11 protein-coding genes are annotated in these 13,443 nt (G+C 71.4%); 5 read left to right on the top strand and 6 right to left on the bottom strand.

The annotated features are described in order from the left end of the window. Positions 1–69: 69 nt before the first annotated feature. Genes ACWZJV_RS09465 through ACWZJV_RS09455 form a run of 3 tightly spaced genes read right to left on the bottom strand, consistent with a single transcriptional unit; the run spans position 70 to position 2,380 of the window. Positions 70–261, bottom strand: coding sequence for a hypothetical protein (locus ACWZJV_RS09465; protein ID WP_008361086.1), 192 nt, complete (start codon positions 259–261; stop codon positions 70–72). A 34-nt stretch (positions 262–295) separates the two neighbouring features. Then, complete coding sequence (locus ACWZJV_RS09460; RefSeq protein ID WP_457181266.1) at positions 296–1,324, bottom strand: helix-turn-helix domain-containing protein; 1,029 nt, start codon at positions 1,322–1,324, stop codon at positions 296–298. Positions 1,325–1,375: 51 nt separating this feature from the next. After that, a complete protein-coding gene (locus tag ACWZJV_RS09455) occupies positions 1,376–2,380 on the bottom strand; it encodes an alpha/beta hydrolase (protein ID WP_457181265.1) in 1,005 nt (334 codons plus the stop codon). Between the two features lie 184 nt (positions 2,381–2,564). On the opposite strand from ACWZJV_RS09455, the gene hrpA reads away from it, so the two are divergent. The 4 genes from hrpA to ACWZJV_RS09435 all read left to right on the top strand — a co-directional run bounded on the left by hrpA (position 2,565) and on the right by ACWZJV_RS09435 (position 9,253). Beyond that, on the top strand, positions 2,565–6,455 hold the full coding sequence (gene hrpA / locus ACWZJV_RS09450; RefSeq protein ID WP_457181264.1) for an ATP-dependent RNA helicase HrpA: 3,891 nt from the start codon (positions 2,565–2,567) through the stop codon (positions 6,453–6,455). A gap of 54 nt (positions 6,456–6,509) precedes the next feature. Then, positions 6,510–7,106, top strand: a complete 597-nt coding sequence (locus ACWZJV_RS09445) for a hypothetical protein (protein WP_040756003.1) — start codon at positions 6,510–6,512, stop codon at positions 7,104–7,106. 243 nt (positions 7,107–7,349) lie between these two features. Next, positions 7,350–7,760 (top strand): type II toxin-antitoxin system PemK/MazF family toxin, encoded by a 411-nt coding sequence (locus ACWZJV_RS09440; protein ID WP_196872839.1) that lies wholly within the window; start codon positions 7,350–7,352, stop codon positions 7,758–7,760. A gap of 146 nt (positions 7,761–7,906) precedes the next feature. Beyond that, positions 7,907–9,253, top strand: a complete 1,347-nt coding sequence (locus tag ACWZJV_RS09435; protein ID WP_196872840.1) for an ABC transporter substrate-binding protein — start codon at positions 7,907–7,909, stop codon at positions 9,251–9,253. 162 nt (positions 9,254–9,415) lie between these two features. Here the strand turns inward: ACWZJV_RS09435 and ACWZJV_RS09430 are convergent, their stop codons facing one another. Both ACWZJV_RS09430 and ACWZJV_RS09425 read right to left on the bottom strand, forming a co-directional pair. Further along, positions 9,416–10,684: an HRDC domain-containing protein gene (locus ACWZJV_RS09430; RefSeq protein WP_457181263.1), complete on the bottom strand. Its 1,269-nt coding sequence runs from the start codon at positions 10,682–10,684 to the stop codon at positions 9,416–9,418. Next, positions 10,681–11,319 carry a DUF3000 domain-containing protein gene (locus ACWZJV_RS09425; RefSeq protein WP_050800902.1) on the bottom strand — a complete coding sequence of 213 codons (639 nt, stop codon included), beginning with the start codon at positions 11,317–11,319 and terminating at the stop codon, positions 10,681–10,683. The genes ACWZJV_RS09430 and ACWZJV_RS09425 overlap by 4 nt, the downstream gene beginning before the upstream one ends. A gap of 70 nt (positions 11,320–11,389) precedes the next feature. On the opposite strand from ACWZJV_RS09425, the gene hemE reads away from it, so the two are divergent. Further along, positions 11,390–12,472, top strand: a complete 1,083-nt coding sequence (gene hemE / locus ACWZJV_RS09420; RefSeq protein WP_457181262.1) for a uroporphyrinogen decarboxylase — start codon at positions 11,390–11,392, stop codon at positions 12,470–12,472. Here the strand turns inward: hemE and ACWZJV_RS09415 are convergent. Next, positions 12,451–13,365: a LysR family transcriptional regulator gene (locus ACWZJV_RS09415; RefSeq protein ID WP_457181261.1), complete on the bottom strand. Its 915-nt coding sequence runs from the start codon at positions 13,363–13,365 to the stop codon at positions 12,451–12,453. The genes hemE and ACWZJV_RS09415 overlap by 22 nt on opposite strands. Between the last annotated feature and the right edge of the window lie 78 nt (positions 13,366–13,443).

Raw genomic sequence — 13,443 nt, 5'->3', positions numbered from 1 at the left:
GATCAGCAACGGTAACCCTCTTGAAATCGCCTACGTAACTCGGTGTCCCACCCATTGGCCGATTTCGGCTCAGAGCCGGAACCTGCTGCGCGCCGGTTTGGTGTCGCCGGACGGCTCGTCGTCGCCGAACCGGGTCAGCGCATCGCGCAGCCGATGAAGGTCGAGAACGGTCTGCACAGACCTCTCGTTGAGGGTGTCGTCCTCTCCACGGAGCGCACGCAGCGCGTCCTGGACCTCGGTCTCGCTCGGCTCCCCGGTCATGGGGACATAATCTAGGTGCCCAGGCCAAGACCGCCTAGTGCGGCTCGTCCATGACTTCCGGGTCGGCGTCATGGGCCACCCGCCACAGCAGCACCGCGACCGCCGCGCGCTGCCGTCCTCGCCCCTTGACGGGCGAGTAGCCGAGCTGGCCGCTCAGCCAGGTCAGTCGCTCCTGGAGCGTCGAGTGGTGCACATGGAGCATCGCGGCCGACTGCCTCAGGCTCGGCTGGTCGAGCACCGCATGGAGGGTGTCCACGACCCAGGGATGGCCGGCGAGCAGCTCGTCGAGACGTCGTACGTCACCCACCCCCGCCGCCTCCTGGGGGCTGAACCGCTCGGCGATGACGGCCAGTGCACCGAGGTCTTCGTGACGGACCACCGACGGTGCGAGGCCGCCGACCGACGCGGCGAGCCGGAGTGCGGTCCGTGCCTGCTCCAGCGCGGTCGGCAGCCGGAGCGGGTCGGAGGCGACCGCGGCCCCGGCCCGGATCCCCTCCGGGAGTGCGGGCGTGCCGGGAAGCAGCCCGACGACCAGCGAGCCCATGGTGCTGATGAGGGTCGCCCGCAGGTCGGCGGAGGTGCTCAGCACCACCGTCACGGGACCGGTCAGCCCGAGCCGGGCGACGGCGTCACGCCTGTCGGCATCGGTCGCGCCGGGGTCGCACGCGATCCTCACCAGGCCGCCGGTCGAGGGCGGTGCCGAGCCGGTGCTCAGCGCCTGCAGAGCGCGGGCGGCGCGCTCGAGGATGAGGGCGTCCAGCGGGCCGTCGCCCCCGGCACGCTCCAGCCAGAGCCACGAGCCCGGCTGGCCGGGGACGGGCTCGTGGCGCCAGTCGCCCTCGTCCTTCCCGGTCAGCGTCCGGCCGTCGGGGGTGAACCGCCGCACCAGGGCCCGGGCCGCGTCGTGGAGGCCCGCCGTGGCGCCGGACAGCGCTGCGGCGGCGCGTACAACCGCCGCAGTCGACGCTCTCTCGTCCACGAGCCGGTCGAAGTGGTCGATGACGCGCAGCGCGCTGGCCGCGTCGTCGTCGACCACCTCGAGCTTGCCGATCAGATCTCGCACCTGAACCTCCCCGGCCTACTCTCGCCCACCGGACGCGAGCAGGCCAGCGGATCAGCCCTCGAGAGCTCTACGGATGAACTCGTCGCGGGTCGCGATCGAGGCGCGGGAGACGGCGGCGTGTGCGGCCATCATGTCGAAGCCGTGGAACCCGCCGCCCCACATGTGGAGGTCGACGCTGACGCCGGCCTCCGAGAGCCGCCGGGCGTAGTCCAGGGTCTCGTCGCGGAACGTCTCCGCCGAGCCGGTGTCGATATAGGTGCGGGGGAGGCCGGTGAGGTCCTCGGCGCGTGCCGGCGCTGCGTACGGGGAGACGTCGGGGCCGCCGCGGCGGTCGCCGAGGAGCGCCGTCCAGCCGAACAGGTTCGCCTGGCGGTCCCAGACGCCCTCGTCGTCGAGCATGTGGCTGCTGTGGGTCTCGAACCGGTCGTCGAGCATCGGGCAGATCAGGATCTGGTGGCTCAGCTTCGGGAAGGCGCGGTCGCGGGCGAGCAGCGCCGTGCCGGCGGCGAGGCCGCCACCGGCGCTCGCTCCCGCGATCATGATGCGCTCGGGGTCGATGCCGAGCTCGGCAGCGTTCTTGGCGGTCCAGACCAGGCCGGCGTAGCAGTCCTCCACGGGCGCGGGGTCGGGATGCTCCGGAGCGAGCCGGTACTCCACCGAGACGACCACGGCGTTGCCGGCCGCGACCTGGTCGAGGAACATCTCCACCCCGAGCCGGCGGTTTCCGATCACCATCCCGCCGCCGTGGGTGTGGTAGACCGCGGGCCGCGGTGGGCCGTCGGTGGCGGGGCTCAGGATCAGCAGCGTGATGTCGGGGTCGCCCTCCGGGCCGGGGACCTGACGCTCCTCGACCGTGACCGCACCGCCGACGGTCAGGTCCACCGGCTCCATGCCGGGGAAGCCGTCGACGCTCTGCTGCCGCGCCACCGCGAGGGTCTCGGCCGAGAGCGACGGCATCGCCTCGCGTACCAGCTCGAGGACCGGCACGAGCTCCGGATCGAACGGCGGGCGGACGGGGGCGTCGGGGAAGATCTGGTCGGTGGTCGTCTCGGTCATGGGCCACTCCTTCGGTGAACCGGGGGTGTACCCAGCGTCCTCCCGGCTTCATACCTCACGGAACCCGGCCTGTGGCGGGAATCACATCGACCGGTCCCGCCATCCGGCGGGCCGGGTCCGGGCTGAGCGCCTCGCCGGGCCGCCGGAGAAACCGATGTGCGGTGGAGGGGTGCGCCGGGGGAGAATGGGAGACCTCATGTCCGAGTCCGACCAGCCCGCCGCCACCTCCGTCGCGATCACCTATCCCGCGGAGCTCCCGGTCACCCAGCGCCGCGAGGACATCGCCGCGGCCATCCGTGACCACCAGGTCGTGATCATCGCCGGTGAGACCGGGTCCGGGAAGACGACCCAGCTGCCCAAGATCTGCTTGGAGCTGGGCCGGGGTTCGAACGGGATCATCGGGCACACCCAGCCTCGCCGGATCGCGGCACGATCGGTCGCGGAGCGGATCGCCTCCGAGCTCGGCACCGAGCTGGGCGACCTGGTCGGCTATCAGGTGCGGTTCACCGACAAGTCGTCCGCCGCGAGCCGGATCAAGCTGATGACCGACGGCATCCTGCTCGCCGAGCTGCAGCGCGACCGCGACCTGCGCCGCTACGACACGATCATCATCGACGAGGCCCACGAGCGGTCGCTCAACATCGACTTCCTGCTGGGCTACCTGCGCCGGCTGCTGCCGCGGCGCCCGGACCTGAAGCTGATCATCACCTCGGCCACGATCGACCCGGAGCGGTTCGCGGCCCACTTCTCCGATGCGAGCACCGGCGACCCGGCGCCGATCATCGAGGTCTCCGGGCGCACCTATCCGGTCGAGGTCCGCTACCGGCCGCTGATGGAGCTCTCCGAGGAGACTGGGCCTGAAAAGGATGGGGAGGGCGAGGTCGTCGTCCGCGACCAGACCGAGGCCATCGTCGACGCGGTCAAGGAGCTCTCCGCCGAGGGGCCCGGCGACGTGCTGGTCTTCCTCCCCGGTGAACGGGAGATCCGGGACGCGGCCGACGCTCTCGGGGACGCGCTGGGACTGAACCGCGGCGGCCCGTCGACCGGTCTCGTCGAGATCGTGCCCCTGTTCTCGAGGCTCTCGGCCGCCGACCAGCACCGCGTCTTCTCACCCCACACCGGCCGCCGGATCGTGCTCGCGACCAACGTCGCCGAGACCTCGCTGACCGTCCCCGGGATCAAGTACGTCGTCGACACCGGTGTCGCCCGGATCTCGCGCTACTCCGCACGCACCAAGGTGCAGCGGCTGCCCATCGAGCCGATCTCGCAGGCCTCGGCGAACCAGCGCTCGGGACGTACGGGGCGGGTCGAGGCGGGCATCGCGATCCGGCTCTACTCCGAGGAGGACTTCGAGGGACGGCCGGAGTTCACCGACCCGGAGATCCTGCGGACCAACCTGGCGTCGGTCATCCTGCAGATGGCGTCGTTGGGGCTCGGCGACATCGCCCGGTTCCCGTTCGTGGAGGCGCCGGACCGGCGCAACATCACCGCCGGCGTACAGCTGCTGGAGGAGCTCGGCGCGATGCGGGGCCAGCGGCTGACGAAGCTGGGCCGGCGGCTGGCCCGGCTGCCCATCGACCCTCGGCTGGCGCGGATGGTGCTCGAGGCCGAGCGGCTCGGGTGCGTACGCGACGTCATCGTCGTCGCCGCCGCGCTCTCGCTCCAAGACCCGCGTGAGCGGCCGGGCCAGGACCACCCCAAGGAGCAGGCGCAGGCCGACCAGCTGCACGCGCGGTTCAAGGACGAGACCTCCGACTTCCTCACCTGGCTCAACCTGTGGCGCTATCTGAAGGAGCAGCAGCGCGAGCTCTCGTCCTCGGCGTTCCGGCGGCTGTGCAAGCGGGAGTTCCTCCACTACGTACGCGTCCGGGAGTGGCAGGACCTGGAGTCGCAGCTGCGGCAGGTGTGCCGGGAGATGAAGATCGACCTCGGCAAGGGGCATCGCGACGTCGGTCACGAGGCCGAGGACAAGGCCGCCTACGACGCCGACGGCATCCACCAGGCGCTGCTCTCCGGGCTGCTCTCGCACATCGGGGCGCTGGAGGAGCGCGACCAGAAGGCCGACGCGGCGCGGGCCCGGGAGAAGCGGCGGCCGGGACCGCGGGAGTACCTGGGCGCCCGGGGTGCGAAGTTCGCGATCTTCCCGGGCTCGACGCTGCACCGGAAGAACCCGCAGTTCGTGATGTCGGCGGAGCTGGTCGAGACCTCCCGGCTCTGGGCCCGGCAGAACGCCTCGATCAAGCCCGAGTGGGCCGAGCGACTCGGCGGTGACCTGGTCAAACGCACCTACTCCGAGCCGCACTGGTCGCAGAAGCGCGCCTCGGTGATGGCCCGGGAGAAGGTGACCCTCTACGGCGTTCCGCTGGTCGCGGACCGCCCCGTCGCCTTCGGCAAGATCGATCCCGAGCTGTCCCGTGAGCTCTTCATCCGGCACGCGCTGGTCTACGGCGAGTGGCGCACCAACCACCGCTTCCTCCGCGACAACGCGAAGCTGATGGAGGAGGCGGAGGAGCTCGAGCACCGGGCCCGCCGCCGCGACATCGTGGTCGACGAGCACGCGCTCTTCGACTTCTACGACCGCCGGCTCCCGGCGTCCATCGTGTCCGGGGCCCACTTCGACCAGTGGTGGAAGCAGGCCCGGCGGGAGACGCCCGACCTGCTCACCTTCGACCTGTCGATGCTCACCAACGATGCCGCGGGCGAGGTCACCGAGGCCGACTTCCCGGCCGAGTGGGACGCCGGGCCGCTGACCTTCTCGCTGAGCTACCAGTTCGAGCCGGGTGCCGCCGACGACGGGCTGACGATCGACGTACCGGTCGCCACGCTCAACCGCGTCGGCGCCGACGACTTCTCCTGGCTGGTCCCCGGGCTGCGCGAGGAGCTGGTGACCGCGCTGATCCGGTCGCTGCCCAAGCCGCTCCGGGTCAGCTTCGTGCCGGCTCCCGACAAGGCGCGTGCCTTCTTGAAGGAGACCCCGCCGGGGGAGGAGCCGCTGCTGACCGCGCTGGAGCGCTGGGCGCGCTCGACCGCGGGCGTGCACATCCCGCGCGAGGCCTGGGACTGGGCCAAGGTGCCCGAGCACCTGCGGCCGACCTACCGGGTCGTCGGCGAGGACGGTCGCGAGACGGCCCGCGGCAAGGACCTGGACGCGCTCAAGGCGCCGCTGGAGGGCGAGTTCGAGGCAGCGATCGCCGAGGTCGCCGCCTCGGCCGGCCACACCCGCACCGGCGAGACGACCTGGGTCTTCGGCTCGATCGAGACCACGGTCACCGAGAAGCGTGCCGGCCACGAGGTCACCGTCTTCCCGTGCCTCTCCGACGAGGGCACGACGGTCGGTCTCGTCGTCGCCGGCTCCGCCGAGGAGGCCGAGGCGCGTCATCGTCTCGGCGTCGTCAGGCTGCTGCTCCTGGCCCTGCCCGACGTCGGCAAGCAGGTCGTCGACGGGCTCTCCACCATGGAGAAGCTCGCCCTGGCCGGGTCTCCCTACCCCAGCGCCGCCGAGCTCGTCGAGGACTGCCGCGCCGCCGTCGTCCGCCAGCTCGTCGATGCCCGTCCGCTGCCGCGGACCGAGGAGGCGTACGCCGCGCTGCTGGCCGCCGTCGGCACGCCGGCCGACCTGGTCGCCGCCGTCCGGGCGGTCCTCGCCGACGTGATGCGGGCGCTCGAGGCGTACCGCGAGACCGACAAGGCGCTCTCCGGGCGGGCCGACATGTTCCAGCTCCCGGCCCTGACCGACATGAAGGACCAGCTCGCCCGGCTGGTCCACCGGGGCTTCGTCGCCGAGGCCGGTGCCCAGCAAATCCGGCGGTACCCGACCTATCTGAAGGCCATCGTCGAGCGCCGTCGCAAGCTCGACGCCGACCTGCGCGCCGACCGCACCACCCACGACCGGATCGCGTCGCTCCAGGAGGCCTACCTGCACCAGGTCGAGGCGCTGCCCGAGGGCCGGCCGCCCGGGCCGAGGCTGCGGCAGGTGCGGTGGATGCTCGAGGAGTACCGCGTCCAGCTCTGGGCCCAGCATCTCGGCACCGCCGAGAAGGTCTCCGACGCGCGGATCCGCAAGCTGCTCGGCTGACGGACCCGACCGATCGGGATGCGTCCGGCGGTGGCGATGGCTACGCTCGTAGGGATGCCCAGAGAGTTTCATTCGCCGATGCGTCCCGGGGACGGCTTCTTCGACTCCCTTCTCGGGGGCCACGACCCTGCCCTGGTGCAGGAGGCGGCCGACGCGGCGGCGGCGGCGCTGGTGCGCGGTGCCCGCGACAGCGACGACCCGGCGGTCGCCGAGCGGATCCTCCATCTGGCCGAGTCCGAGGGCATCGAGACGATCGCGGAGGTGTGGTCGAGCTCGCCGGCGGAGTCGCTGGCCGGCTGCCTGTGGCGGCTCTACCTGCTCCGCAGCTGGGTCTACGCCGACCCGGTCGGTGCCGCCCGCGAGTTCGAGGCCGGCCGGGCGAAGGCCCAGGTCGCGCAGGTCGTGGCCGGGGTCGCGGAGCCTCCGGGGCCGCAGGAGCTCAAGGCGATGGTCGACGAGGTGCTGCGCGGCATCGCGGGCAGCGACTTCGCCGTGGTGCTCCTCCGTGCTGCCGCCTTCTCCCGCGTCATCGCCGCCGGCCGCGCAGCCCTGGACCCGGACGCCGCCGTCAAGGACGTACGCAACATGCTCCAGCTCTCCGAGCAGCTCGAGGCCGCGGGACATGCGGAGCTGGAGCAGCGGCTCACGTAAGTGCTGCTGAAGCGGAGCCCGGAGCGATGTGTGCGGTAGCCTCCTGCTCGCTTTGATGTGGCTGAGGTTGGCGGCACCGTTACACTGGTCGCCGAGCACGTCGGGCTGCGGCAGCCCCGGGTCCCAACTTCAGCCGCTACGAGCGGCCTTGCGCCGTGAGGCGCTCCCGGTCCGGCGTGTTCATCTAATTTTCGATGTCCCTCGGCCGGGTGGCCTGACGAAGCCACCGACCCAGGAGCCGAAGTGACCGACACCCAGCCCACCTCGCGCGAGGGCGCCATCTCCTACGAGCCCGAGATCGGCGACGGCAACGCCGACCCGGGCGAGGTCGTGTGGGGCTGGGTGCCCTACGAGGACGACGAGACGCAGGGCAAGGACCGGCCCGTCCTCGTGATCGGCCAGAAGGCCGGCCTGCTCCTCTGCCTGATGCTGACCAGCAAGGACCACGATCGTGACGAGGCCCAGGAGGCCCGGTACGGTCGGCACTGGATGGATGTCGGCACCGGCGGCTGGGACCGTCAGGGCCGGCCCTCCGAGGTACGCCTGGACCGGCTGATCCGGATGGACCCCGCCGACGTACGCCGTGAGGGCGATGTGCTGGCCAAGGAGATCTTCGATGATGTGATCAAGGCCGCACGCGATCACCTCGCCTGAGGCGGTCCAGGGCCTTCCCAGGCTGTGCTTTCTCAGGAAGTGTCCAGGTACGTATCGTAAAGTGAATCGCTGGTAAACCGGGTCTGTGGTTCCATCACAGACCCGGTCCTGGTGTTGAGATGGAGGAAATGGTGCGGCGCACGCGGATGGCAACGGCGCTTCTGGTGACGGTTCTCTCGGTGTCCCTCGCCGCCTGCGGCGGTGAGCCGGCCTCGAAGCCCTCGCCGAGCACCGCGACGAAGGCGCCGACCAAGGTGAAGCTCGTCTTCGGGGTCTCCGGCCACAAGACGCTGGTCGACACCTACAAGCAGCTGGCCGCCGAATACACCCAGGACGTACCCAACGTCACCGTCGAGGTGAAGTCCTGGCCGACCGCCGACCAGCTCACCGCGGCGGTCACCGGCGGCGAGAAGGTCGACGTGGTGCTGACCCCCCGCGCCGACGTGAAGATGTTCGCCGAGGACAAGCGGATCCAGCCCGTCGACACCCTGCTCGAGGCCCGCAACGTCGACTTCGGCGACAAGTACTCCCGCGAGGCGATGGAGGACTTCTCCGTCGAGCGTCGCCTCGAGTGCATGCCCTACTCCGTCTCGCCGCAGGTCGTCTACGTCAACACCGGGCTGATCGACTTCGACGCCATGAAGGAGGAGGGCCTCCCGACCCCCACCGTCCGGGCCGACGGCTCGCTGCGGGGCTGGACCCTCGAGCAGTTCGGCTCGGCGATGACCTACGCCGCCGAGCACCACAAGGGTGTCCGCGGCACCTACGTCGAGCAGAACCTCTCCGCGCTGATGCCCTGGCTGGCCGGCGCCGGTGCCACGCTCTTCGACGACCCGCTGGCCCCGACGACCACGGCGCTCGGTGACTCGGCCGGGGCCTACGAGGACCTGGTCGAGGTGCTCGCCCAGCCCAACGTGCTGGCCACCGCGAAGGACCTCGGCGGTCGCACCCCGTTCCAGGCCTTCAAGCAGGGCCGCCTGGTCGCGCTGGCCGGTGACCGTTCGCTGGTCTCGGACCTGCGGGCGACCGACGGCATGGAGTGGGACGTGATGCCGATGCCGGGTGGCAACGGCACCACCGGTGACTACGCCGGCCTGTGCATGGGCTCCGAGGCCGCCGACCCCGACGCCACCGCCGACTTCCTCACCTACCTCATCTCGACCGAGTCGGTCGTGAAGATGGTCCGCACCGGCCACTTCGTGCCGGTCAACTCCGAGGTCGGCTACGCCCCGGTCTTCACCCAGCCCGAGCGCAACCCCAGGAACGCCCGCATCTTCACCGACACCGTGCGTGACATGCAGGTCCTCCCCGAGGCCGCCCAGCTCGCCCAGCTCCAGAAGGTCGCCGCCGTCGCGGTCCGGGGCTCGCTGGCGGTCGCCGAACCCGACCAGGTCGAGGAGTTCGCGGTCCAGATCGACGAGCTCTCCAAGACCGTCTTCCCCCAGCCGACGCCGTCGGGCTCGCCGTCGCCGTCGACCTCACCCAGCTCCTAGCAGCCGAGGCGTCAGTGACCGCCGGTCGAGCCGCGAGGCCGCCTGCGGCCGAGCGTGTCGAGACCAACACAGTCCTATCGAGCGCCGACGGGACTGTGTTGGTCTCGACACGCCTCCGCCTAGCGGCTCCGGCGGCTCGACCAGCGTGAGGCTGGGATCGGATCAGGGCTCCATGTCCGCGTGAAGGACGGCGTCGGTGAGGAGCGGGGCGGTGAGAGCGATCTGCCAGCCGCGCGCGCCGAAGCCGGAGAGGAGCTCGATGATGCCGTCGAGCAGAGCCCCGGGGTCACGGGTCGCCGGAGGCGCCCACATCGCGCGACGCAGGAAGTCGGGGGTGAGGAGGTTCTCGGCCGGAAGGTTGCGGGCCTCGGCGAGGGCGTTGACGGACTCACGCGCCAGCGCGAGACGCCGGGCGGCCGCGGGGTCCTTGTCGGCCCACGCGCGCGGCGGGGGAGGACCCTCGGCACGCGGTGACCGCACCGGGAGCTCGTCCTCGTCCATCGTGACCGCGCGGTTGAGCGCCTTCACCCACGAGGTCACGTAGCGCTCGGCACCACGGCCGTGGAAGCCCTTGAGCCCGAGCAGCGCGGCCTTGTCCTGCGGGAGGTCCTGTGCGGCGGCCACGATCGCGGCGTCGGGGATGATCCGGCTCGGGGTGACGTCACGCTGCTGCGCGATCCGGTCGCGCTCGGTCCACAGCTCCCGCACCGCGGCGAGGCCGCGCCGGCCGCGGACGCGGTGCATGCCCGAGGTGCGCCGCCAGGCATCCGTACGCACCGGCGCCTCGAACCCGCGCAGCCAGTCGAACTCCTGGCGGGCCCAGGCGTCCTTGCCCTGCGCGACGAGCTCGGCGGCCAGCGCCTCGCGCAGCTCGACGAGGACCTCGACGTCCAGCGCGGCGTACTCCAGCCAGGCGTCCGGCAGCGGCCGGGTCGACCAGTCGGCCGCGGAGTGCTCCTTGAGCATGGTGAAGCCCAGCACCGTCTCGACCAGGGTGCCGAGGCCGACCCGCGGATAGCCCAGCAGCCGTCCCGCGAGCTCGGTGTCGAACAGGGCGGCCGGATGCAGGCCGAGGTCGCTGAGGCAGGGGAGGTCCTGGGTGGCGGCGTGCAGGATCCACTCGGTGCCCTCCAGCGCCTCGACGAGCGGCTGCATCGTGGTCAGCTCGATCGGGTCGATCAGCCAGATCCCGGAGCCCTCGCGGCGCAGCTGGATCAGGTAGGCGCGGTTGGAGTAGCGGTAGCCGGAGGCACGCTCGGCGTCGATCCCGACCGGCCCGGTGCCGGCGGCGATGGCCGCCGCGGCCTTCACCAGACCCTCGTCGGTGTCGGTCACCGGAGGCAGTCCGTCACGCAGGGTCAGCAGCGGCGCCGGAGCAGCATCTTCAGGTGTGTCCGGCCCCGTCTCGGCCTCGGCGTTGTCTTCGATCACGCGCCTCGCTGCCCTCGCCGGCTCGGTATGACGGTGACGCCCTCCGGCACCGGAGGAAGTCCCGCAGCCGTGCAGAGCAGCTCGCCCCATGCCTCGGTGTGCGGTCGCAGGTCCAGCTCGCCCGAGACGCTCCCCACCGGAGTCCAGGAAGCGCGGATCTCGATCTGGGCGGTGCCGTCCTCATCGGCCATCCCGCCATAGGACTCGGTGGCGACGCGGGTCACGGTGCCCGCAGCGGCGACGTGCTCGGCGCCGTGACCGGACAGGGCGTCGAGAAGCCAGGACCAGCCGACCTCGCCCAGCAGCGGGTCGCTGATGTGCTCGACGTCGATGTCGGCCCGTGCGTACGCCACCAGCCGGAACGTGCCGGGCAGTCCGTGCACCGTGCCCCAGGCGTCGTTGCCGTCCGGGTCGTGCAGCAGGATCAGCCGACCGGTCGCCACGTCGACGTCGCCGACGGTCACATCGGCCGACAGCGCCGCGGCGTAGGGAGCGATCCGCTGAGGCGCCGGCATCTCCTCGGCCAGGACCTCGGGCCGGAAGGTCGCGGCGCGCATTCCTTCCGCGGCGGACCGGAACACGGCAGGACCGCTCTCCGGTCCCGCGGCGGGACGCGACTCTCCACGGACGACCATGTGAACAGGGTATGTCTTCTGCGCGATTCGCGATGTGCGTACACGCCGCACCGGATGGGACCATTGCCCGGTGGCCGCTGTGAATACTCCTGGGAAGACCTCCGACGCGCTCGCTTCTTCCCCGTTCCTACAGGCACTCGCAGGGCAGAAGCCGAGCCGTACGCCGGTGTGGTTCATGCGTCAGGCCGGCCGCTCGCTGCCCGAGTACCTGAAGGTCCGTGAGGGCATCGGCATGCTCGAGTCCTGCCAGAACGCCGAGCTGATCACCGAGATCACCCTCCAGCCCGTACGCCGCTACGGGGTCGACGCGGCCATCTTCTTCTCCGACATCGTGCTGCCGCTGAAGGCGGTCGGGGTCGACCTCGAGATCAAGCCCGGTGTCGGCCCCGTGGTCGCCGACCCGGTGCGCACCATGGCCGACGTGGAGGCGATCCCGCACCTGACCCCGGAGCACGTCCCCTACATCACCGAGGCCGTCCAGAACCTCACCGGTGAGCTGGCCGGCATCAACGGCGGCACCCCGCTGATCGGCTTCGCCGGCGCCCCGTTCACCGTCGCCTCCTACCTGGTCGAGGGCGGCCCCTCGAAGGAGTACGCCAAGACCAAGGCGCTCATGTTCGGTGCTCCCGACGTGTGGGACGCCCTGATGCGCAAGATCGCCGGGATCTCCGCCGCCTTCCTGGAGGTCCAGGTCCGTGCGGGCGCCTCCGCCGTGCAGCTCTTCGACTCGTGGGCCGGCGCCTGCACGCCCGCCGACTACGAGCGTCACGTGCTGCCCCACTCCACCGCGGTGCTGTCCCGGATCGGTGAGCTCGGCGTCCCGCGGATCCACTTCGGCGTCAACTCCGCCATGCTCCTCCCGCTGATGGGCAGCGCCGGTGCCGAGGTCGTCGGCGTCGACTGGCGCACCCCGCTGGACTGGGCGATCGACCAGCTCGGCGACGGCTTCGGCGTCCAGGGCAACCTCGACCCCGCCCTCGTCTTCGCGCCCACCGAGGTGATGCTCGAGCAGGCCGGCAGGATCATCGAGACCGGCCGCCGGGCCAAGGGTCATGTCTTCAACCTCGGCCACGGCGTCATCCCCAGCACCGACCCCGACCAGCTCGCCCGGCTGACCGAGTTCGTCCAGAGCTACGAGCCGGCCGCGGGCTGAGACCGGGCAGCCGTCTCGGCGAGCAGGTCGAGCAGGCTGCGCGCCCCCGAGGTCGCACGCGCGTTGTGACGCTGCACCGCGACCATCGTCACCCGGGAGCGATCCCCGGCCAGGGGACGTACGGTGATGTGCCCGCCGGTCTCGCGCGGGTCGCCGACGACGCTGTAGTCGGGCAGCAGAGTGAGCCCGAGACCCTCGCCGACCATCATCTTGCCCATCTCGGCACCGTCGGTGGCGTGCCAGTGGCGGGGGAGCTCGCGCCCGAAGACGCGGTGGGCGAAGCGGTACATCAGATAGCCCGAGCGCATGCCGACGAACGGCTCCTCGCGGAGCTCCGCGACGGTGATCTCGTCGCGGGAGGCGAGCGGGTGGCCGGCGGGCAGCACGACGATCGGCCGCCCGTGGAGCAGCACGGTGCCCTCGACCGTCGGTGGCAGGTCGTCGCCGTCGAGCAGGTTGACCAGGCCGATGTCGATCGTGCCCTCGGTCAGGGCGAGGTAGATGTCCTCCTGCACCATGGTGCGCACCTCGACGCTCGTGCGCGGATGCTCGTCCGCGAATCTCCGCAACGTCGGGAGCAGCACCGTCGAGGTGCCGGCGTGGACGGTGCCGACCCGAACCGAGCTGATCCCGGCGTGCTGGTCGCCGGCGGCCAGGCGGAGCCGGTCGACGGCCTCGAGAACATCCGACATGGAGTGCAGCAGGTCCTGGCCCTCGCGGCTGATCCGGGCACCCGCCCGGCGCCGGTCGAGCAGGGTCACGCCGAGCTCGCGCTCGAGCTTGGTGATCGCCTCGCTCAGCGCCGGCTGGGAGATGTGGAGCTGCTCGCTCGCGCGGCGCAGTGAGCCGTGCTGCGTCACGGCCGCGATGTACTCCAGCTGCTCGATCCTCATGTCGCTCCCTTGGAGGTGATCGGTCATCCCGAGCGGGTGATCGGTGATCGCTGGCGTCCATCCGGCGACCACCTGCTC

The sequence above is a fragment of the Nocardioides sp. WG-D5 genome (assembly GCF_054031175.1).
Note: the sequence above shows the minus strand (reverse complement) of the source record. Positions and strands in the feature narration are given on the sequence as shown.

What these genes read in the sequence shown, in the direction of transcription:
- ACWZJV_RS09425 (WP_050800902.1), bottom strand. Translation starts at nt 11,319, where the DNA reads ATGGTCGTCCGTGGAGAGTCGCGTCCCGCCGCGGGACCGGAGAGCGGT.
- ACWZJV_RS09445 (WP_040756003.1), top strand. Translation starts at nt 6,510, where the DNA reads ATGCCCAGAGAGTTTCATTCGCCGATGCGTCCCGGGGACGGCTTCTTC.
- ACWZJV_RS09455 (WP_457181265.1), bottom strand. Translation starts at nt 2,380, where the DNA reads ATGACCGAGACGACCACCGACCAGATCTTCCCCGACGCCCCCGTCCGC.
- hrpA (WP_457181264.1), top strand. Translation starts at nt 2,565, where the DNA reads ATGGGAGACCTCATGTCCGAGTCCGACCAGCCCGCCGCCACCTCCGTC.
- ACWZJV_RS09415 (WP_457181261.1), bottom strand. Translation starts at nt 13,365, where the DNA reads ATGAGGATCGAGCAGCTGGAGTACATCGCGGCCGTGACGCAGCACGGC.
- ACWZJV_RS09465 (WP_008361086.1), bottom strand. Translation starts at nt 261, where the DNA reads ATGACCGGGGAGCCGAGCGAGACCGAGGTCCAGGACGCGCTGCGTGCG.
- ACWZJV_RS09435 (WP_196872840.1), top strand. Translation starts at nt 7,907, where the DNA reads ATGGCAACGGCGCTTCTGGTGACGGTTCTCTCGGTGTCCCTCGCCGCC.